At 47.2% G+C, this 21,537-nt stretch carries 18 protein-coding genes and 1 pseudogene; 8 read left to right on the top strand and 11 right to left on the bottom strand.

Translation table 11 applies throughout. From position 1 onward, the window contains the following. Positions 1–22: 22 nt before the first annotated feature. Entirely contained in the window at positions 23–3,106 is a 3,084-nt protein-coding gene (locus AAHB90_RS31810; RefSeq protein ID WP_342089370.1) for a PVC-type heme-binding CxxCH protein, read from the bottom strand. Positions 3,107–3,234: 128 nt separating this feature from the next. Between AAHB90_RS31810 and AAHB90_RS31805 the strand changes: the two genes are divergently transcribed. The 3 genes from AAHB90_RS31805 to AAHB90_RS31795 all read left to right on the top strand — a co-directional run bounded on the left by AAHB90_RS31805 (position 3,235) and on the right by AAHB90_RS31795 (position 6,071). Further along, entirely contained in the window at positions 3,235–3,822 is a 588-nt protein-coding gene (locus tag AAHB90_RS31805) for a hypothetical protein (RefSeq protein WP_342089369.1), read from the top strand. A gap of 70 nt (positions 3,823–3,892) precedes the next feature. Next, entirely contained in the window at positions 3,893–4,822 is a 930-nt protein-coding gene (locus AAHB90_RS31800) for an alpha/beta hydrolase (RefSeq protein WP_342089368.1), read from the top strand. A gap of 61 nt (positions 4,823–4,883) precedes the next feature. Beyond that, complete coding sequence (locus AAHB90_RS31795; protein WP_342089367.1) at positions 4,884–6,071, top strand: glycosyltransferase family 87 protein; 1,188 nt, start codon at positions 4,884–4,886, stop codon at positions 6,069–6,071. Positions 6,072–6,145: 74 nt separating this feature from the next. Here AAHB90_RS31795 and AAHB90_RS31790 read toward each other — a convergent pair whose 3' ends face one another. From AAHB90_RS31790 to AAHB90_RS31765, 6 genes are all read right to left on the bottom strand, one after another. Continuing rightward, entirely contained in the window at positions 6,146–6,562 is a 417-nt protein-coding gene (locus AAHB90_RS31790) for a hypothetical protein (RefSeq protein ID WP_342089366.1), read from the bottom strand. Between the two features lie 115 nt (positions 6,563–6,677). After that, positions 6,678–7,670 carry a GTP 3',8-cyclase MoaA gene (gene moaA, locus AAHB90_RS31785; protein WP_342089365.1) on the bottom strand — a complete coding sequence of 331 codons (993 nt, stop codon included), beginning with the start codon at positions 7,668–7,670 and terminating at the stop codon, positions 6,678–6,680. 9 nt (positions 7,671–7,679) lie between these two features. Next, entirely contained in the window at positions 7,680–8,588 is a 909-nt protein-coding gene (gene moaCB / locus AAHB90_RS31780; protein WP_342089364.1) for a bifunctional molybdenum cofactor biosynthesis protein MoaC/MoaB, read from the bottom strand. Positions 8,589–8,692: 104 nt separating this feature from the next. After that, positions 8,693–9,139 (bottom strand): molybdenum cofactor biosynthesis protein MoaE, encoded by a 447-nt coding sequence (locus AAHB90_RS31775; RefSeq protein ID WP_342089363.1) that lies wholly within the window; start codon positions 9,137–9,139, stop codon positions 8,693–8,695. A 6-nt stretch (positions 9,140–9,145) separates the two neighbouring features. After that, positions 9,146–9,385 (bottom strand): MoaD/ThiS family protein, encoded by a 240-nt coding sequence (locus AAHB90_RS31770; protein ID WP_090148288.1) that lies wholly within the window; start codon positions 9,383–9,385, stop codon positions 9,146–9,148. Between the two features lie 50 nt (positions 9,386–9,435). Then, a complete protein-coding gene (locus AAHB90_RS31765; RefSeq protein WP_342089362.1) occupies positions 9,436–10,626 on the bottom strand; it encodes a molybdopterin molybdotransferase MoeA in 1,191 nt (396 codons plus the stop codon). A gap of 471 nt (positions 10,627–11,097) precedes the next feature. Here AAHB90_RS31765 and AAHB90_RS31760 point away from each other — a divergent pair, with 471 nt between their 5' ends. Next, on the top strand, positions 11,098–11,877 hold the full coding sequence (locus tag AAHB90_RS31760; protein ID WP_342089361.1) for a lytic transglycosylase domain-containing protein: 780 nt from the start codon (positions 11,098–11,100) through the stop codon (positions 11,875–11,877). A 309-nt stretch (positions 11,878–12,186) separates the two neighbouring features. Here AAHB90_RS31760 and AAHB90_RS31755 read toward each other — a convergent pair whose 3' ends face one another. The 3 genes from AAHB90_RS31755 to AAHB90_RS31745 all read right to left on the bottom strand — a co-directional run bounded on the left by AAHB90_RS31755 (position 12,187) and on the right by AAHB90_RS31745 (position 17,841). Then, positions 12,187–13,449, bottom strand: coding sequence for a Ca2+-dependent phosphoinositide-specific phospholipase C (locus AAHB90_RS31755; protein ID WP_342089360.1), 1,263 nt, complete (start codon positions 13,447–13,449; stop codon positions 12,187–12,189). Continuing rightward, the gene (locus AAHB90_RS31750) at positions 13,427–16,225 is read right to left on the bottom strand and encodes a TonB-dependent receptor (RefSeq protein ID WP_342089359.1); all 2,799 of its coding nucleotides are present in this window, start codon (positions 16,223–16,225) and stop codon (positions 13,427–13,429) included. The genes AAHB90_RS31755 and AAHB90_RS31750 overlap by 23 nt, the downstream gene beginning before the upstream one ends. A 239-nt stretch (positions 16,226–16,464) precedes the next feature. Next, positions 16,465–17,841, bottom strand: a complete 1,377-nt coding sequence (locus AAHB90_RS31745; protein WP_342089358.1) for a helix-turn-helix domain-containing protein — start codon at positions 17,839–17,841, stop codon at positions 16,465–16,467. A 502-nt stretch (positions 17,842–18,343) separates the two neighbouring features. On the opposite strand from AAHB90_RS31745, the gene AAHB90_RS31740 reads away from it, so the two are divergent. The 4 genes and pseudogenes from AAHB90_RS31740 to AAHB90_RS31725 all read left to right on the top strand — a co-directional run. Then, a complete protein-coding gene (locus AAHB90_RS31740; protein WP_342089357.1) occupies positions 18,344–19,195 on the top strand; it encodes a helix-turn-helix domain-containing protein in 852 nt (283 codons plus the stop codon). Between the two features lie 137 nt (positions 19,196–19,332). Beyond that, the gene (locus tag AAHB90_RS31735; protein WP_342089356.1) at positions 19,333–19,821 is read left to right on the top strand and encodes a hypothetical protein; all 489 of its coding nucleotides are present in this window, start codon (positions 19,333–19,335) and stop codon (positions 19,819–19,821) included. A 140-nt stretch (positions 19,822–19,961) separates the two neighbouring features. Beyond that, positions 19,962–20,630 (top strand): Type 1 glutamine amidotransferase-like domain-containing protein, encoded by a 669-nt coding sequence (locus tag AAHB90_RS31730; RefSeq protein WP_342089355.1) that lies wholly within the window; start codon positions 19,962–19,964, stop codon positions 20,628–20,630. Positions 20,631–20,660: 30 nt separating this feature from the next. Beyond that, positions 20,661–20,753 (top strand): annotated as a pseudogene (locus tag AAHB90_RS31725) (winged helix-turn-helix transcriptional regulator); the annotation flags it as partial. Positions 20,754–21,065: 312 nt separating this feature from the next. Here AAHB90_RS31725 and AAHB90_RS31720 read toward each other — a convergent pair. Next, positions 21,066–21,537 (bottom strand): winged helix-turn-helix transcriptional regulator (locus AAHB90_RS31720; RefSeq protein WP_342089354.1); only part of this gene is annotated, 472 nt, incomplete at its 5' end.

Raw genomic sequence — 21,537 nt, 5'->3', positions numbered from 1 at the left:
GCCTTTCGGCTCCTTTTTGTTATCATTTCTTCTGCAAACTACTCAAATAATCCACCAAACTCACCAACTCTTCCGTACTCATCGCATCCTGCAAGCCCTGTGGCATCATGGAGTCTTTCATTTGCTTGATCGATTTCACCTGCGACATTTTGTATTCCTGGGTTGAACCGCCGGGGAATTTGAGGATCAGATCCGTTTCAGTTTTGCTTGAAACGATGCCCGAAACGACAGTACCGTCTTTCAAAATCACTTCAAAACCTTCATAACCAAACCCAATACCTGCGCTCGGATCGAAAATAGCGGAATACTGGGCTTCCTTCGGCAATTTGCTACCGATTTCAGACAATTTCGGGCCAAAATCCATGCCTTCGCCATTTACCTGATGGCATACCGAGCAATAGGAAGTGAATACCTGCTTGCCTTTGGTAAGATCACCTTTCATGCCTACCAATTCTTTTACTTCCGGGTGTTTTTTGGCGGCTACGGCCGGGCCGTCCAGGTATTTGGCGGCTTCCAGTTTTACGGATTTCCGCCATGCGCCGTTCAAGCCTTTTACTGCGGCTGTTTTTGCCTCGCCGGTTAGTTTGCCTTCTTTGAGCAATACCAATACCTGATCCTCGCCGCTCATGGTGCCGCCCAGTGATTTCGCAGCAATCGTCCGAAGATCTTCCGGATAGCTGTTGTCGGTCGCGACGGTTTTCAGTATTTCAAGCGCATCCTTACTTCCTACCGATTTCAAGGATGTCAGCGCGCTGGCACTTTTGTTTTTATCCGAACCCTTCACGACATTCCACACCATCGACGTACCGCCTTGCTTGATCAATTGTGAAGCGGCCATCGATCCGTTGCGGCTGGCAGATTGCTCCACAGCCATCGAAAGAAGCCGCTGGTTTTCAGATGTCAGCTCATATTTTGCCACCAGTTCGAGATAGGCTTGCGTGCCGTAGGTCGCATCGAGCATTTTTTTCAAAGCAGCCATCGCCTCGGGCGTCTGTTTTACAAATGCGGGATCGAGGTGGCGCATGACCAGTTCATTTACTTTATCCTGGTCTTTGCCCGACCCACTGGTGAGTTTCAGCAATGCCATTGATTTTTCACGGCCAGCTGAATTGAAGTCGAATGCCCTGAAGTAACGTAGCCTGCTTTTTAAATCGATTGTCGGGTCCCCGGCGAGCGACGCCAGCAAAGGAACTGATTCTTTGCCCCGTGAACGCCACACGATGTCTTTACCTGCCTGCGTGGCCACCGGATTAGCACCGGCTTTGGCCAGCCATGCTTTAAAAAACGAATCCCATTGCCCGTCGGCACCGATCCCAAGGGCTTCGAGATACCAGCGATCTTTTCCATCATACTGCTGCGCAATGGACGCCCACAATGCAGGTGCATCGGGCGACGCGTTATCGTGCAGATACAATGCGCATTCGCGGCGAACCTGTGGCTCGGCATCTTTGGATAAGGTTTTGATATAAGGAATCACATCGAGGTGCTTCGACTCGGCAGCCGCGCGAAGGCCCGCAATGCGAATGTCCGCATTGGCATCTCTGATTGCCAGATCGACGGCTTTCTTCGCTGTAAATGGCCATTTACTGAGCAGCCACAGGGCGCGGGCACGCATGCGAGGCTCCGCATTTTTGTTTGCAAAAAGCTTTTCAAGCGTCGGTGCCGCCTTGGCTCCCATTGCGTTCAAGGTATTCCATGCGTGATAGCGGATCGAGAGGTTCGGGCTTTGCAGGGCTTCCACAGCGCCGGCTACCGTTGTAAAATCCGATTTCGGAATGCGGTAAGGTGTGTTCACTGGCGCAATGCGGTAAATGCGGCCTTTGCCCTGGTCGCCCGCCTGGTGACCTCCTACGGCCGGATCGTACCAGTCGGAAACAAGCAGCGAGCCGTCAGGCGCTACGCAAACATCCGAAGGGCGGAACCATTGGTCGCGCTTGCCATCTACTACGTTCACAATTTTAGCAGTATAACCCGCACCGGCTTTCTCAACGGGATACGAACGGACCACATTATGGCCGGGTTCGCAATGGATCATTTGTCCCCAGAACTCTTTCGGAAGCAGTTTGCCTTCATAAACGACCATACCAGTCGGTGAACCCGAGCCCGTTTGAAGGAGGTTCGGCACCACGCCCGGGTCGTTCAAATGCCAGTGGCGATAAGGAATCGAATCTTCCATATTGGTTCGGTTCGCACGCCAGCCTGCACCGGTCATTTCGTCGGTATAGCCGTAGTTGCCGTATTGCATTACGTAGTTGATGCGCACGCCTTTGTTGCCGTCGTCGTCATTGTCCGATTGCCACATGGTACCGTAGCTATCGACTGCCACTTCAAAATTATTCCGGAAATTACTCCCCAGTACTTCAATGTTGGTAAAATCAGGATCGCAGCGAAAAACCATACCCTGTTTCAGCTTTGAAAAATCGATGGGCTTGCCGTCTTTCCCCATAACAGGGTTGCCCTTTCCGTCGAGCAGATGGTCGCCTTCGTTGCCAAAATTGAAATACAACTTGCCATCCGGCCCGAAAACGAACGCGTGCATGCCGTGATCGTGCTGATCGCCGCCGATACCTTCAAAAATGACTTCTTTTTTATCGGCTTTCAGATCACCGTTTTCGTCTGTGAAGAGCCATACATACGGACTTTGAGAAACAATCACTTTATTTCCCATCACCCAAACGCCCAGTGGCGCATTGATTTCTGCACCTTGATAAAAGACTGTTGATTTATCGGACTTCCCGTCGCCGTCAGTATCTTCCAGCACCATAATGCGGTCGCCCTCATTTTTCGTCGGGTTCCCATTGATCGCCGGACGATAATTGTATGCTTCGCACACCCACACCCTTCCCAGGTGATCAACATCGATATTGGTCGGATTTGTGATTGTTGGTTCGGATGCGAAAAGAGTCGCTTCCAGGCCGTTTACGGTTGTTAATCCGGCTACGGCATACCTCGACGACCGCTTTTGGGCATCAGTCAGGTCTTGGTAGAGCGTGTCAGCCGAAGCCGCGTCAATCGTACTTGGATTCGAACGTTGATAAGAGGCGACCATCAGACCCGCCAGCAGGCAGCCCGCGGGGAAAAGGATAAGCGATTTTTTGAAGTTCATGGGTAAATCGAGCGCTTTTTGGCCTTGAATCAGAAAGCATTAACCTGACTCAACGCCTAAAACGTGTCATTTTTACAAATAATAATTTAACTACGTGTATAAGAGACCACCGACTTATATTTACTATCATGAAAAAGACTTTTTTTTCCTGTCTCGCACTTTGCACCGCTGCTGAAATTTCAGCCCAGAATATCCCTTCGCCGGATATTCAGATCAAAACAGCCGTAATGGCCGCACCTTCCGATAAACAAGCCGGTGCCAAAGTTTATGGCTATGGCGCCGACGGCACATTCAAGATCCTCCGGGAGGGAAGCAATGATTTCGTCTGCCTGGCCGACGACCCCAAAAAAGAAGACATCGGCGTATCGTGCTACCTCGCCGAGCTTGATGCATTTATGGAGCGTGGCCGTGTACTCGCGAAAGAGGGTAAAAATCAAAAGGAGATTTTCGATATCCGCGAAAAGGAAGTGAAAGCCGGCACATTGAAAATGCCGAAGCAATCATCGACACTTTATGTCCTGTCGGGTTCGAAGGATAACTATGACGCGGCTACCGGTACACTCAAAAATGGCTACCTGCGGTATGTCGTTTATATTCCGTTCGCCACATCCGAAAGTACCGGGCTCCCCTTGAAACCAGATGTTCCCGGCATGCCCTGGATCATGGACCCCGGTACACACCGCGCACATATTATGATCAATCCGCCGAAACCATAGGCTTGGCGGGCATTTTGAGGGTATATTGCACGAGAGCACGTCTTTTCGAGAAAAAAGCAATGGGAAATCAATGAAAAAAACTGCACGTATCCTTACCGTTTTGAGCCTGCTCGCGTTATCAAGTCCATCTATGGCACAAACAGAAACCATTAACCTTTGGCCGGAAAGCAAAATCCCTAATTTTAAAACGAGTGACATTGAAGAAAAATCGGTAACCGACGCGCAGGGAATCCTGCGAATCAGCGGTGTAACTATCCCCACCATGACGGCCTACATAGCGCCCAAAGAAAAGGCAACGGGCGCCGCGGTGATGATCTGCCCGGGTGGCGGATACGGCATACTCGCCGCTTCCCACGAAGGCAGTGATTTTGCGAAATGGTTCAACGAGCGTGGCATATCGGCATTTGTGCTCAAATACCGCCTTCCCAGTGAAAGAGCGATGACGCACCAGCACGAAGTACCACTGATGGACGCCATGCAGGGCATGAAGCTGATCCGGCAGAATGCTGCCAAATGGGGCATCGATGCGAACAAGATCGGCGTAATGGGTTTCTCGGCCGGAGGGCACCTTGCAGCCACACTTTCCACCCATTATAATATGGGCGAAAAAGCGTCTGCGGACGGCAAACCAAATTTTTCGATATTGATTTATCCTGTGATTTCATTTCAGCCTGCCATCTCGCACGGAGGTTCCCGCGACAATCTGCTCGGGCCGGAAAAATCCGAAGAACTGATTAAATACTACTCCAATGAATTGCAGGTTTCGGACCAAACGCCTCCTGCATTCCTGGTTCATGCGATGGACGACACAGGCGTACCTGTCGAGAACAGCATCGAATATTACCTGGCATTGAAAGAGAAAAAAATCCCCGCCGAAATGCATTTGTATCCAAAAGGCGGGCACGGCTACGGTATGCGCACCGAAGGCAAAGGTTCTCTTGCTAACTGGCCCGCGGCCATGGAAGGCTGGCTGAAAGCGATGGGATACCAGAAAAATTGACCTTTACGATGAATTAATCCCTAGTTTTGAAGAAAAATCAACACTAGGGATTAGTCATTTTATGAGTGCTTTTAACCGTCTGGTGGTCAATAAACGATCACTCCTCTTTATTGTAGTGGCGATTGCGGCCTTTGCAACGCTTCAATCGGTATTTTCTCACCCCAAATCTTTCCCAAACGGCCCGCAACTTTATACCACCTATAATAACTACGTCATTTTCAAGCAGTCTTTCTTCCATTTGATCGAAGGAAAAAACCTGTATCGATGGCATGTCACCGAGCATTGGGACCTGTTCAAATACAGTCCTGCATTCGCGCTGGTCTTCGGTATCCTTTCCATAATGCCCACGTTCGTCGGCCTCTTTTTCTGGAACCTGATCAATGTGTCGGTACTTTTCTTTTCGGTATATTTCCTTCCAAGAATCGACCTTCGCACAAAAGGTCTTATGATTACCTTCATGCTGGTGGAACTGCTTACAGCCACTCAAAATGAACAAAGCAATGCATTAATCGCCGGTTTGCTCCTGTTTGCATTCGGGTTCCTTGAAAGGGATAAATACTGGATGGCGTCGTTGTGTATCGTTTGTACGATCTTTATCAAACTGTTTGGTATCGTTGCGCTCGCCCTGTATCTGCTTTACCCGAACAAGTTCAAACTGGCCTATACGACAGCGGCGTGGATTGTTTTGCTGACGATCCTGCCCATAGTCGCGGTAAGTCCCGATCAGTTTGTGGTCCTTTATAAGACCTGGTGGAAGTTGCTTGCCGCAGACCGTGATTTTTCCGATGGCCTGTCGGTGATAGGCTGGCTGAAAATCTGGTTTTCACTGAATGTAAACAAAACCTACGTCAATTTGATTGGAATGGCGCTGTTCTGCCTGCCGCTGGTTCGAATCAAATCTTACGGCAATTACGTTTTCCGCGCCTTGATGCTGGCTTCGGTATTGATATGGGTGGTAATTTTCAATCACCGTGCCGAGTCGCCCACATTTATCATCGCGATCGCCGGAGTGGCGGTGTGGTACTATTTGCAAGCCCCCGGCAAGCTCAATTATGTATTGCTCGTGCTCGCTTTTGTATTCACGACCTTATCGCCTACCGATTTGTTCCCGCCATTTATCCGCAATAAGTTTTTCTGGCCTTATGTAGTCAAAGCCGTCCCCTGCATCCTGATTTGGGGCAAGGTCATTTACGACTTGCTCTTTACCGAACTATTGCCACGACCCAGCGAAGCAGAGATAGCACAATAGTCCGATGACATAAAAAAGCGTTACAGGAATGCTGCGGCTGCATCCTGTAACGCATAAAAGTGATAATTACTGAATTAATTCACACCTAAAAGCGCGCGGTTCACTTCCCGTACTTCCTTGGTGGAAAGGTAAATGCTTTTAACAATCTTCTCATGGTCGTTAGAAATTTCGAGGGTATAAACGCCGTCACCCATTTCATCAAAGCTGATTTTCCGCCCGGTTTTGGTAACATACTTAGGCACAAACTCCTCATGCATCAGCTTTCCTTTGCTGTCGATCAGGCGAATGGCCACTTTCTCGCCCTTTTCTTTTTCCATCATTAAATTCATCGACATCGTATTGCGTACGCGATACATGCCCACGCGAAACTTTTCACAGGTGTTATTTTTGCATTCCGCTTTCGGTGAAACGATTGGATCGGCTTGTACCTGGGTGGCAATCGTAAATAAGGCGAACGTAGCGGCGGCGGCGGTTTTTAAGATGTTCCTCATGGCTTATGAAGGTTAACTGATTGGTACATTAAAATTGATTTCGAACCAATGAGGTAACCGTCCGAGGCATTGTTGCATACAAAGTTTGAACGGCAAAATAATTGTTTGAGCGGCGTTAGCCTCCGATTGCGATCATCTCCCTGTTCTGTTCGTACTCCGATTTAGCTTGTTGTTCGGAGAAACCGGCGTGGCCGCCGTGGGCGAAGTGCTTTTTATGGAAATGCGCGTAAATGAGCGGGCGCACGTCGTCGCCTTTGCGTAATGGTGTAAGAAGATCGACCTCGGATGTGTCGAAAAGGCAGTTTTTGAGTTTTCCGTCGGCAGTGAGGCGTATCCGGTTGCAACCTTCGCAAAATGGATGGGTTACGGTACCGATGATCCCGAAAGTCCCCGCACCTCCATTCACCTGAAACCTTCGGGCGGTGTCGTGCAACTCGCCAGCGACGGGCTGAAATTCAAATTCCTGGCCGATTGCTACCAATAAATCAGCATAGGAAACGATTTTGGACAAATCCCACTGATTGCCTTTAAAAGGCATAAATTCAATGAAACGGACATGAAGGTTAGGTTCAGCCAGCGTCATCCTGACGAAATCATTGACCTCATCATCATTCGTTCCGCGCATTACCACCATATTGAGCTTCACTACAAACCCTTCATTCAGAAGCAGGCGAATGTGGTCGAGTGTTTTGGTAAAATGATCACGCTTGGTAATGGACCGGAAACGCTCTTCTTTCAACGTATCCAGACTCACGTTCAAAGAGTTAACCCCGGAATCCTTCAATTGCTGAATGAACTGATCGATATAAACGGCATTGGTCGTGAGCGTGAGTGAAGCAGGAAGTGCTCCAAGGCTGGAAATGATTTCGCCCGCATCTTTGCGTATCAGTGGCTCGCCGCCGGTAAGCCGGATTTTTTCAACACCCATTTCAACAAACAGACCAGCCAGATAGGAAATCTCGTCGGCCTGCATCAGCCATTTGGACGGCATGAACTGCATATCCTCCTGCGGCATACAATAGGTACAACGAAGATTACACTTATCCGTCAGCGAAATGCGCAGATAAGTGTGCTTGCGACCAAATGTATCTAAAATAGGCAATGCCATCGTTTTTTGTTAATCGTGTTTCTTTCCTTCTAAAACATTAAAAACGTGCAAAACATGCGGAAAAAGCGCATCAATGTATTCTGTGATGCCACCCGTGCTCCCTGGCATGGTGATTACCAGCATATCACCGATAAAACCGGCCGCAGACCTCGACAACATTGATGTCGGCACCCGCTCCTGGCCATATTGGCGGGCCGTTTCTGCAATCCCCGGAATTTCGCGTTCGAGCAGTTCGGAAACGGCCTCCGGCGTTACATCGCGTGGCGATAGCCCTGTACCGCCGGTAATGAGCACCATATTGTATCCACCCGCTCGCAATGAATGCAATTTGTCTTGAATATTGTCCTTATCGTCGGCAATGATGCTGTAATCGTTCACTTCAAGAGCGAATGCAGCCAGCTTTTCGATGATTTTCTTGCCTGATTTGTCTTCGCCAATGCCTTTTGAAATACTGTCGGAACAAACAACCACGGCCACTTTCAAACCTTCCGGTGCCGCTTTCCGGTCGCTTTTTCCTCCTTTTTTCTCCAACAACCGGATATTGCGTATTTCAACGCCTTTATCAATCGGTTTCAGCATATCGTACATCGTCAACGCTACCACCGACGCGCCGTGCATAGCTTCTACCTCCACCCCGGTCTTATATATCGTTTTGACAGTCAACTCAATAACAATCGTCAATTCCTCGACCCTATACTGAACGCCGGTATATTCCACCGGGATGGGATGGCAATCGGGTAACAAATCGGGAGTTTTCTTGACCGCCAGAAACCCGGCTGCCTTTGCCATTTCAAAAACGTCACCTTTCGGCACGGTCCGGTTCTGAATAGCCTCCACGGTCTCCGGCTTGCTTACCTGTACAATAGCCTGTGCAGTGGCAATGCGGAGTGTGTTGGTTTTATGGGTAATGTCGACCATTTTAATTTTGAATGATTGAATGACTGAATGATTGAATAGGTGAAAGTCATTAGATCCCAGGCTTGACTATTCAGTCATTCAATCATCCGGTCATTCAAAATTGACTATGTGTTTTCCTTCCAAACATGCCCCGCGTCCCCAACCAGCTCTTTGCCGAAAATGGGCACATTGGCTTTGATTTCCTCAACGATATATTCGGATGCTTCAAATGCGGCCCGGCGGTGCGGGGATGATACGAAGACGAAAAGGCTGATCTCACCTGTCGGGACGAGGCCGAGACTGTGGTAAATATGCAGGCATGTCAGTTCGAACCTGGCAAAGGCAGCCTCGCGGATGTCATGAAATGCCTGTTCGGCCATTTCTTCGTAGGCCGTATAGTCGATACCTGTCACAGTGCCGGTATCCTTCTGATCGGCGCGGATCTGCCCAAGGAAGATCGCGTGCGCCCCAATGCCGGTTTTGGATTGATGGCTCGCTATCGACTTCGCGACAAATTCGGGGCTGATAGGCCCCTGAACAAATACCTTTTTGGGTTTATGTGTTTTTTCCATGTCCTGTTATCCTCCCGCGAACGGCGGAAGCAATGCAATTTCGGCCGGAGTTTCTATCAATACAAAATCCTCCGAAATCTTCTGATTGACCGCTATTTTGAACTTTTTATCACGCATGGCCGGGTATTTATCCAGCATCTGCGCACGGAACTGGCCTACCGTCAGACCACCTGCTGCATTCCAGACTTCATCCGAAAGCCCTGCGATCTCGGCCAGCATCCCAAAATATTTGACTTGAAAACTCATTGGTATCTAATCATCTTGCAACCCAATAACCCACATCCCGTTATTCGGGTTCAGAGCGGAAGCAAATGTACTTCCACCAGTTCGCCCGCTTCTACGCGATTCTGCCCGACAGGCAAATAGATGATCGCATTCGCAATGGCGAACGAACCTATCACAAACGATTCCTGTCCGTCGAGAGAAACAACCTCTCCTCCTTCGACCCGCGCTTTCAGAAACTCGTCGCGCTCGCCTTCGAAACGGTAGGCGTGCCGCAATGGCAACCTGACCGACCTTAGAAACGGCTCTTTACTGCCCATTATTTTTCTTAATGCCGGCAGCACGTATTCATAATAACAAACGAGCGATGACGCCGGATTACCCGGCAAAGCAAAGATCAGCTTTTCTCCTTTTTTGGCAAAAAGAAGGGGCTTGCCAGGCTTTTGTTTTACTTTATAGAAGATCGTTTCGGCTCCCAGGGCCTCCAATGCCTTGCCTACAAAATCATAGTCGCCGACCGAGATCCCCCCGGAAGCGAGGATGACGTCGTGGTGATCCAACAATGCTTCCAGGGCAACGATGGTCGTATCCAACTCATCGGAAGCATAGCTTATTGAAACCTCCCCGATCCCGGCTTGTACCAGTGCGGTTTTCAGCATCTCGGAATTGGATTCGTAAATCTTACCCGGCACCAGCGCTTCACCTGCTTTCAACAGTTCATCGCCTGTAACCAGCAAGCCAACCCGCGGCTTTGAATGGACCATCACCTCATTCACATTCATTCCCTTCAAAAATCCGACGGCACCCGGAGAAATGAGCGTTCCGGCGCGTAGTGCCACAGCTCCCTGGGCGATCTGCTGTCCTGCCCGGCGAACGTTTTTTCCCTCCGCAACGGGAAATTCATGAATCTGCACCGAGCCTGTTACCACAGACGTATTTTCCTGCATAACCACCGCCGTGGCACCCTGGGGTACGGGCGCGCCTGTGAATATGCGCACGGCCGTGCCCGGGCCTACAACCGGTAAATCGTTCTGGCCGGCCTTTGACTCACCTGCGAGGCGCAGCATCGTACCGGATTCCGTAATATCGGAATGCACGACTGCGTAACCGTCCATTGACGACTGCCTGAATGGCGGGAGCGCAATCGGCGCAATTACATCTTCCGCCAGAAAACTCCCCACGGCCTCTGCCAGGGGCATTTGAACCGGTGGCAAGGTTGTGGTATTTACAATAATTCTCTGTTTTGCCTCGTTGACTGTGACCATATTCCGAAAAACACCATGCAGAAACTGCAAGTTAACACATTCGCAAATGCAATTGGAGCGGCTCTAAAATGTCGCCAGGAAGCCGGATTCGGCATACAACTGGCGACATTTTCCACAATAGTACCATTATCCCTACAAATCACTCCCTTGTAACCACCTGACCATCAATCGGTAAAACTTATACTAAAAAGCCTGTCTCTTACTATAATTACATTCAATGCAATAATTTGCGTTTTGTGCTTAGCGCTTTTTACCAATTAAAATTTTACGTTCCGTCGGCCTGGCGCGGTTTTTATTCAGGATCACATACCGGAGACAAAACGTAACGTTCTTATTTTTGTCCTAGAATTACTTTTACCAAACCCCTATAAATCAGTTTTTTACCACAAATTGAAATTTTATTTATTCAATACCGTTATCTTTGCACTTCGGCCCTGTGCCTAAAATGATGTTTCACGAAATACAACATGCATGATAAGACTTATCTTTATGGCCTTCTCAATCGCGATATTCGGCAAAAGCCCGGTGAGCGAGGTGGAGGTGGAAAAGAAGGAACTGAAAGAAGCAACCATCATTGATTCAGATCTTCTTGCTATTGACTTCTGTGGCGAAGCCGTTCCTCTATCAGAGCTTCGAATCGCCGAGCGATATCAAAACACGATCAGAAATTACGACAACCCCACTTTTCGTAAGCTGATGACCACAACGAGAAAGAGGATGCGGATTATCGAACCCATTCTCAGGAAATACGGAGTGCCAGCCGATTTTAAGTATATTCCATTGATAGAGAGCGCCATGAAAGACGAGGTAACGTCCCGTCGCGGCGCAGGCGGATACTGGCAGCTGATGCCTTCTACCGCTAAATCTCTCGGGCTGGTTATAAACGAAACCAGGGACGACCGCAAACATTTGGTCAAATCGACCCACGCAGCAGGAAAATACCTGCGCAACCTGTACAAACAACTGGGTTCCTGGACATTAGTAGCTGCTGCTTATAACGCAGGCCCGACGCACATCCAGAACAGGATGGATTCGCAGAACAAAGATGATTATTTCAAACTCCGTCTCAATTCGGAGACTGCAAGGTACCTCTATAAAATCCTCGCTGTAAAAGAGTGGTTCTCCAACCCCGAAAGAAGCCGCGAATGGGGAAGCGGCGACGTGGTTGATCGTCTTTCTGCATTCAAGATCGCGCAGAAAAAAGCGGCAGCGCTGGCCAAAGCCGAGACCACGTCCGGGACCGGGTCATAATCTCCGCCATTTTATTTTGAAAGTTGATAACAAGAAAAGGATACATTATCCTTTTCCGAATTCTGACCACCGATAGTATTTTTTTGAACAACACACTAATAGACAGCCGGTTAACGAACCGGCTGTCTTCATTTGTATCCACATGAATTCAAGGAAATTCAGCTTCTGCTTACGAATTGTTTACGACTAAATTATCCTGCATGGCGTAAGCCAACATTCAGAGCAGTACTTAATCAATAGGTTTCTTTAGCGCTTCTTAGGATCAAAATCTATCGATAGCTTTTCTGGTTTTATACATTCGAATGTCGCTTATTCGATCGTAGCATTCACAGGATTGGGCCTTGCTTCCCCTCCTCCGGGCAAACTTACTTTGTAGCTTGTTCCATAACCATTACCCTCCCTGAAAAAATCAGTTGAAATTACCTGGGCACCACTTTCAAAAGCTGCCTTGGCCCGCGTATAATCATTCACTTTTGCTTCATACGTTTCTATGTCCGACCGTGACCTTACTATATACCCTTGCCGGACATAATTTTGAATATCAGTTTTGCGTATAATAGCATTGTCCCAAAGCATGAATGCAGCATAAGTATCTTTGGAAGTGGATTGCACAAACATAACACGGTTTTCCAGGCTCGGCCGCCCCTTTGAGTAGGAAGACTCCGTGTCGACGGCGGTTCCAGCCGATCCCGGCAACAAAAGAAAAATAAACTTACCCCGGGACTCCTTTACTGTCGGCCAGTTTTGTGCCAGTACCGCATCTCGGAGCGTTGGAAAACCACCGCGCACATCGTCGGGTGTTATGATCTTATCCCTGCCTAAAATTGCCAGCACTTGTTCATCCAACTCGTTAAAAGCTTTTTCGGTAAAAGGCAGTACTTCGGATGGGTTGGGAAAGATGGGCATCCCTTTATCTTTGGCTTCTACCATTATGGTAATAGGTACATGATTCGGGTTTCTGTCTGACCAGGATTTAAGTGCTTTCAATGCCAGCTCCAAAGTGGGATAATGTGTGCGAAAATCGAAGTCTGCCATGTGCATCACTTTAAATCCGGGTTGTGCCAGCCCGGTTGTGTCAAAAGGCGCGAGATTGGTGACGCCTTTTTGCCGTAGTACCCGGTATGATGCCGGATTATTGAACCGGTTTCCGGTCGGGTCATAATACACATCAATTTCCAGCGCCCGGAGTCCTGCATCCAGTTGCACATCAAAGGATGGATGGTCGTACTTAAGTCCTTCGCTCATTTTCATGCCGTTTGGATGAAATTCTTTGAAAGCTTCTGCTTGGGCCTGTGACATACCCTTACCAAAGCCTTGGAACATTTTCTCAAAAATAGGGTCTGCAAATGCCAGCACCAGTGAATCCACAGGACGGGCATAGCTATTGTGTGTACCCAACACCTGTATCTGGTTTATTTTTAAATGATCCAACTTTTCATTTCGAATAGTGGACTTTTGGGCACAAGCCATAGGGGCAATACATATCGCAAAGGCTGCTACAAGAATATTTTTCATCTTAGTTTTTATTTTCTTCCAGTAAGTATAGTTGTTAGAATAATTTGGCGCTGACACCGACCTGACCGCGTACCGAGTACCACTCCGCTTGCTCGGCACGGTCATAGGTGCCGTGATAGTATCGTACCGGCGCACCGGTGATATTGTTCAGTTCGGCAAACACCCTGATCTTGGGTGTTATGGAATAGGAAGTGGAAAAGTCAACCGAGAAATTATCAGAATACCGGCGGTAATGCCCGGGTCCTGCAACCTGACGAATCACATCGAGGTATTTCCCCTTATAGTTACCGGCAATACGGGCCATAAACTTCTCATACTCATATACCAGCGAGAGATTGAATATATGCTTGGCCTGCTTGGGGATCACGCTCTCATCTTCTATCATCGTGCCGTTCGCAAAGCGGGGTATCTTGACTTTCGAATTAGTGTAGGTATAGTTGGCATCCACACCAAAACCTTTCCACAGGCCTGGCAAATTGGTAAATCTTTTTGCAAAACCTGTTTCGAAACCCGCAAGCCACGCGCTTTGCAGGTTAGCCGGGTCGCTGACGCTGTATTGTATTCCTCCGATGCTCTCAGAAGACTGATTAGTATAAATAAGGTCGGTGAGTTTTTTATAAAAAGCGCCGACGCTAACCATACCGATACCACCGAAATAATGCTCGGCCATCAGATCGAAGTTACTTGCAAAGGTTGGCTTCAGTTCGGCATTACCACGGGTTATCACGCGGTTTATATCATCTTGTGTAGTGCCTGGATTTAGGCTGCCAAAATCGGCACGGGTAAATGTCCGGGTATATGCCAGGCGGAGGACATCGTTTTTTGTTGCATTCACTTTAACATGTAACATGGGCAGGAAGGCATTGTAACTATTATCCTGGGTTAGGGGGGTTACCTGTTTTTTACCGCTACCGGTGGTCGTTACTTTGCTGCTCTTAAACGTCACCTTGTTATACTCATTTCGGACGCCGCCGATAAGCGCTATCCTTTCTGAAATTTTGTATTCTGCCATTCCGTATACTGCATACACATTTTCGATACCTGTAAAATAACTGGTAGCCCCAGTAGCATTCGTAGCGGAATCCACGCGGTAACCGTAAAGTTTATTATTACGGATTCCCTCCGGCGTAGCCAGGTCCTTTACATGGGACATGTTTATCTGATCGATAAGCACATTGTTATACGGCGATCCTATTTCCGTAAGAAAGCCTCCGTTATATGGGTAAGGCTCTGTCCCAATCTGAGCTAATGTTGGTGCAGGGCCTGCCATCCCGGCGATATAGACGCTCATCGGGTTTTGTACCAACTTATTTTTATGGATGAACTTCCCTCCAAATTTCACCGTGAACCTGCTGTCCGGGGCGTATTTTAGGTTTACGCTAAATCGTTTGTTTTCCTCCCAATTGGTGCTGCGGATCAGAACCAATTGGGAAAGTTTCATGTGCTCGCTGGTAATCGGTGTCGAGGATGACAAATGCGGCAATATATTGTCAATCTTATCACCGGTGCCGTCAGGCGAATCCATTGCCAGGTATTTTTTTCCGTCGGGCCCAAGACCATCATAGGCGGCAGCCTGTGAAAAAATGGCCATAGGGTAATAATCAGGGTTCTTGAATTTAAACTCTGACTTGTCTACACTCGCAGCCCAATCAAAGGCCAACTTCTGAGAAAAAGCGGATTGCCCGCTTAACTCCGCCGAATAAAGGCTGGTATGGTAATCGGCAGCACGGGTTGTAATGGTTGCGGTTTTATTGTTGAAGTAGAAGTAATTTTCACGGACACGCTGCGCATCCATGTACTTGCTGTAAAAGCCTTTGGCCATTATTTTGTGCCTATCGTTAAACTTGTATTCAAGTCCGGCATTAAACCCAATTGTACGCCGATGCGCTATATAATCCCGTAACTGCAGGTCCGTGATAGAATAGGACTGGGTTGGATTGGTATTTGAAAAGTCGTAGTTCAGGTTATAACGGTCTTGCGCGGAAGTCCGGTCCCATATCACGGCCGAAACAATGTAACCCAGTTTCCCCTTGGCTATCCTGTCTCCATATATCAGGGAGGCATTGTAAGCACCTTTATGGGATTGTCCATTGTATCCTCCCGCAGCGTTAATATTCAATACCCGGCTCAAAGGGGCTGTTTTGGTAATGAAGTTGATTGAACCACCTATGGCATCGCCTTCCATATCGGGTGTAATCGCCTTGGATAATTGTACATACTCGATTAGTTCCGAGGGGAAAATATCCATTTGTATACGGCGGTCGGCGTAATCCAGGCTGGCGGTGGGCAACCGGTTGCCGTTCAAAAGCGAAGCACTCCACTGGATGGGTGTACCCCTTACCGAAACGTAACGGCCCTCACCTTGATCCCGTTCAATAGAAACACCCTGAATGCGTTGTACCGCCTCCGCCGCATTCCGGTCAGGGAGCTTTCCAATGGCATCAGACGCCAGTACCTCCATAATACCGTTCGCATTCTTCTTGATACTCATTGCCTTTACCTGGGAACCTGCGGTAGAACCTTTAATCACGATTTCGCCGAGTGCGTCAGCTCCGGGTTCGAGTGTGATCTTGCCCAATTCGGTTATCCCTTCTTTTACGTCAACATCCATGTTGCGTATTGTATAGCCAAGGTAGCTGACCGTCAGGGTCACCTTTCCTTTTTTCTGAAGTGTGAGCGTAAAATTGCCGGAGAGGTCCGTCTGTGTCCCGGCGCCTTCGGTTTGAACATTAGCCGCGGGAAGGGCCCCGTCTTTGGATGTAACGGTACCTCGGACCTGCTGGGCAAACCCAAAGACCGGGGTAAAATAGAGCATTAGTAATAGCTTTTTCATTGCCAATTTTGATTAGGCCACGAAATTCAGGTGCTGACATGTCTTAATCGTCCTTGTCGATAGAGCCACACTCTTGCCCGTCTAGCTTTACTATACTTTCCTAAAAATCAATATATTAGCAGTGTTTCCAAATTGTTAAGCCTTTTGTAGTTGACTTAAATCGCTACGGAATTTTGGGATATTCTCGGGAAATAGGCAGGATTATTGTTGACCATCAGGGTAAGTTTACAAGATGGACTTCATTTGTTTGCTCTGGGCGTAGTATCCTGTTGGATACCGTTCAGGTAGGCGGAAGGGGTACAGCCCAAGACCTTTTTAAAATACTGGTTGAAGGAAGATTTGGAATGGAAGCCTGCCTCGAAGGCCAGGGAAAGGATATTGGGTGTTACCTCGCTTTTTTGCTCCCGCCGCATTATTTCGGCGACGTAGTGTATTCGGTACTCATTCAGGTACACATAAAATGATTTGCCGATGTACACATTAAGCACTTCCGAAAGATGGTGCCGCGGAACAGATATCCTGACCGCCAGACTGTCTAACGTGAGAGCGGGATCAGTGAAAAGGTTCTGCTGCATCAGCAACTCGACCTTTTCGGCGATAGCTTGTTGCTGCGCAGAAGATAGTATCTGCTTTCGGCCCGAGGTATTTTCTTCAACCTGCCCGTCAGTAGATTTATAGACCTGCTGTCGGACTGTTTCGATCAGAACAGGTCCAGTATGTATTTCGACTTGTTCAGAAACGGGCAGAGCAGCAAACCTCTCACGATCTTCCCACTGCTCAATATGATCTTCGAGAGTCGCAATCTTTGCTTGCAACACTGGACAATCACCTAATGAAAGCTGATGTTCTTTGGAAAAAGTCGAAGGTGACATTTCATTACCGGAGAAGGTTTCTGAAGGATATCCGGGTTCGCCAAAAACTGGATCGGTAGAAATCACAGTATTTATATACCTCAGAGATAACAAACGGACCCAGCCAATCGCCAGACAAATGACCAGCAAGGCCGAGTAGAAAATAATTTGCAAGACCCATTTTACGACAATACCCGGAGCGACGCGTGGAGCTGTGTTGGGGATTATCGCCCATGTGACAAAAAGAATAAGGAAAACAGCAGCAATGAGCCTAACTAGGGTCCGTTCTGCCTTCCAAAAATAGGGGATCCTTGTACTTAACCTGATTGCATTCGTCGAATAGAGAAGAAACGACAGCAGGATGGCGTAACCGACTATGGAATTGTAGGATTTTATTATTGAGGGGGTCTTGCCATGATGTGAAAAAGTATAAACGGCAATCGAAAAATAAGCGACAGCACCCACCATGGCGGGCAAGAAGAGAAGCATCGGCCGTCTGTCTTCCAGGTTACGCGAACCAGCCAGCTGACCGGCATACAACCTGAGAAGAGGCGCATACATCAAACCGATGAACGTGATAAACTCCTTATGCGTTTCGTAATGCGGGAATACAGTATTCATTAAGAAATTGCCGCCCAAATGAAGTACTATGCAGGCCAATAACCAGTTTAAGGTTCGGTCATGCCGTTTTTCTTTCCGGAACATCAGGAACATACATAAAACAACGAATGCCTGAAAAGCGCCAATGATGATAATGTAGTTCACTTGTTATAATAGAATAGTTAGCAACAATACAACTGGGGTCTAGTTGGTTCCTTTTTTCTGGCAAAAAACGGACAAATTTACCTCACAGTTTTACAGTTGCATCCTGCTTGTTATTATCATTTTGTTACCGGGATAAAACTTGAAGTTGCGTGACCGGGAAGTATCGTGCTGACCATTATTTGCCGCCGCAAAGGTTGAAGACCACAAGACCTCATGGAAAGTATGACGCTATATGCTCTTCATGGAGATATACAACTCGATCGCAGCGGCGACCCGGCTTTTTGCAGGCACGCATGACACGGCACAAAACGCTGCTATGATCTACCCTCTTCGTGGCGGCGGAGCTTGATACCGAAGCAGCTCGGACGAGTTTGAAACAATCGCGAGAGAAGCGGAAAAAAACTGTTTAATTTCGAAGGTGCTGAGGATACCTGTTTCATCGGACGCGCTCCTTATCATGTAAAACCTGGCTTAAATGTTGTCTCATTCGATCGTATTTTAAATGGTCACTGATTACAAAAAATTTGACCTGTTCGGCGAAACTGTAATTCAAAAGGTGAACTTAAAATCACCTTTTGAATTCGCATTTCCGGTTGCGGAGCAAGCATGTTTCTTATATATGCTGAAAGGAGAAATGGAATATCAATCAGGAGTGGATCGTTTGAATGTTCCTGCCAACCAGTCCCTGCTGCTGAACTGCCTACAATCAGGCAAACAGATCAGGGACATTCATTCTGGTAATAACGGTGAAATTGTGATCGTTACATTTCATGCAGATATTTTGAAAAAAGTTTATGATAACGAATTTCCGCTGATATTTAAAAAGAGCAAACAAGTCAGCAATCAGCACCGAGGAGTAATCAATAATGATTTCTTAATTCAAAAATACATCGAAGGGTTACTATTCTACTTTGAAAACCCTTCATTGGTTAGTGACGATATTTTGATATTGAAACTGAAAGAAATCGTGCTCCTACTATCCCAGACACAAGAAGCGGAGGTCATACAAACCATATTATCCCAACTGTTTTCACCGACGACTTTCAGTTTCAAACAGATTGTTGAAGCCAATTTATTTTCACCGATCAGTGTAGATTATCTGGCTCAAAAGAATAATTTGAGCGCTTCCTCATTTAAAAGGGAATTCAGAAAACTCTACAATGACTCTCCCGCCAATTATATCAAATCCAAGCGTTTGGAACGGGCGGCACATTTGCTCACTGTCTCTGACGAGCGGATTACGGAGATCGCTTTTCAATGTGCCTTCAATGACCTAGCCAATTTTACCAAAAGCTTTCACGATAAATACGGGGTCTCACCGACCAATTATCGTTCAAAATTTAAAGAAATCTGAGGGAAGATTACGACGCAATGCACTAGTCCCGGAACAAGCCACCGTTGACCCAAATTGACAAATCATTGGCCTTACCTGCCAAGATAATTTACCTCTTGCCAGGTAAGTTTGCAGTGTAAATCAACCAAAACAAAATTATGGGATTGTCATATTTGGGTATTTTTCATACCATCATCGGTATTGTTGCTATTATCGCAGCAGTTGTATCTTTAATCAGGAATGCTAAAATTGATCTGAGCAGATTATCCGGGAAAATTTATTTTTACGGTACCCTGGTTGCCTCACTAACTGCCTTGGGATTATCGAGCGTCAAGGGTGTCAATCCCGGCCACATTCTCGCCCTGTTAATTGTAATTTTGATATCAGTAGCTTACTTCCTCTATTTGAAGAAACCAGGAAGACGTCGGTCACGTTTTGTCGAAAACTTTTTTCTTTCGCTCAGTTTCTTTTTGTCCCTGCTCCCAACTGTAAACGAGACATTTACCCGCATTCCGGTAGGGCATCCTCTGGCGACCGGGCCGCAGGATCCTTTGATTGCAAAAACCCTTCTCTTACTTCTTGTCCTGTTTATTGTAGGTTCGATTTTGCAATTCAGGAAGCAGCAGAGAATGAACAAGCTGTCTTGATGGCAGGTCCAAGAGTAAGACGCCATAAGTAAATGTCCTGGTTACACCCTGAATCTGACCTGCTTGCCCTCTTCGAAAGTTGAGCTGGGAGACTAATTTTGATACATAAACTTAAATATATGTTTTAAAACAAGTCCCTCATGAAGCTTCTTCTTACATCGGCAGGAATCAGCAATAAAAGTATTTCCAACGCACTTGTAGGTCTTTTGGGAAAACCCATCGCAGAATCCAGTGCATTATTCATACCCACCGCAATTTACGGGGTTGCTGGCGGCCACGACATCATACGAAAGGTTATTTGTGGCACCCTGGGCGATCCATTTTGCGAACTGGGCTGGAAATCGCTGGGATTGCTGGAATTGACGGCATTACCTAGCTTGAAGCGGGAATTTTGGATTGATACGGTTTCAAAAACGGACGCACTACTGGTCGGAGGAGGTGATTGTCAATATTTGACTTATTGGATGCAACGGTCCGGATTGGCTGCAATGCTGCCAGAGTTGCTCGAAAAAGTAGTCTATGTCGGTTTGAGCGCAGGAAGCATGATCATGACAAGCTATGGGACAACATTTGGTAACCATTCCCTGCCTGCCGCGACAGCTAAGTCGCTACGACTGCTTGATTTCGCTATACATCCTCATCTGGATCACGAATGGTTTCCGGAGAATGCATTGGTGAAACTGGAAAAGCTGGCCGGCACCATTTCGGCACCTTCTTATCTGATCGATGATCAAAGTGCTGTTATGGTGACCAGCGAAGGCATATCTATGATTTCGGAAGGTAATTGGAAGCTTATTCAGGGGAAATGAAAACGTTAAAAAAGTTTTGCAACCGTACCGTCCACTGTCGAATATACCTTAACTACAAAAGGCGAAAAATTAGAGCCAATCATCAATGAATTGTATACTTGGGGACTTGAGTATGTTGGCTGACGCATCGCAGTGAACAACCCAAGTGTAGTGCCTAATTTTATCACCCGGATCTCCGCAGGCTTCCGATGGCCAGAAAAATTAATGTTGGGAATAAGGGAATAATGATAGACTTACACATCATTAAATCGTCCTCGGGCACGAAGAAAAAGAAAAAACAAGTAGCCAGCGAAATACATAATGCCGGAATTGAGCACAGCTGAATCGATATTAATTAATCATTAAGTTTTTTGGCATTCATTGTCTTGGCGAAAGGAAAGTGGCGTCTGATTTCGCCAAAGGAGCCATAATCATGGACGGTTGTCTGCTCGTCTTTTAATCCAACCCATAAGATCGCCGCTCGCTCCTTAATTTATTCTGCAGCTCTGCAATCGCTTTCTTTTTATTCTTCCTGATCTGGGCAAGCAATGGCTTGGGGCCGCCGTCTGGGTTGTACCTGGATCCCCAGTCAAGAACTTCTACCATAACCGGCACCAGCTCGATGCCTTTGTCCGTGATCAGATAGAGGAATTTCGACGCGTTTTTGGGCGAGACTACCTTCGAAACGATTCCTTCGTCCACCAGCGTGTTCAACTTCTCTGTCAATACTGCAGAAGAGATTTTCTCGGCTGATGCCCGAAACTCCAGAAAAGAATTTTTGCCGTTGAACATCAAGTCCCGCAAGATTAACAACATCCATTTATCTCCGAGGATTTCCACTGAGAAATTGATGGGACATGTTGATCTTCTCTCTATTGTTTTCATATATATCACAGTCAAAAGCAGTTTGTTTTTAAAACTACTTTTC

This window comes from Dyadobacter sp. OTU695 (genome assembly GCF_038440355.1).
GTDB lineage: Bacteria > Bacteroidota > Bacteroidia > Cytophagales > Spirosomataceae > Dyadobacter.
This window is presented reverse-complemented; position numbering and strand designations above follow the sequence as displayed.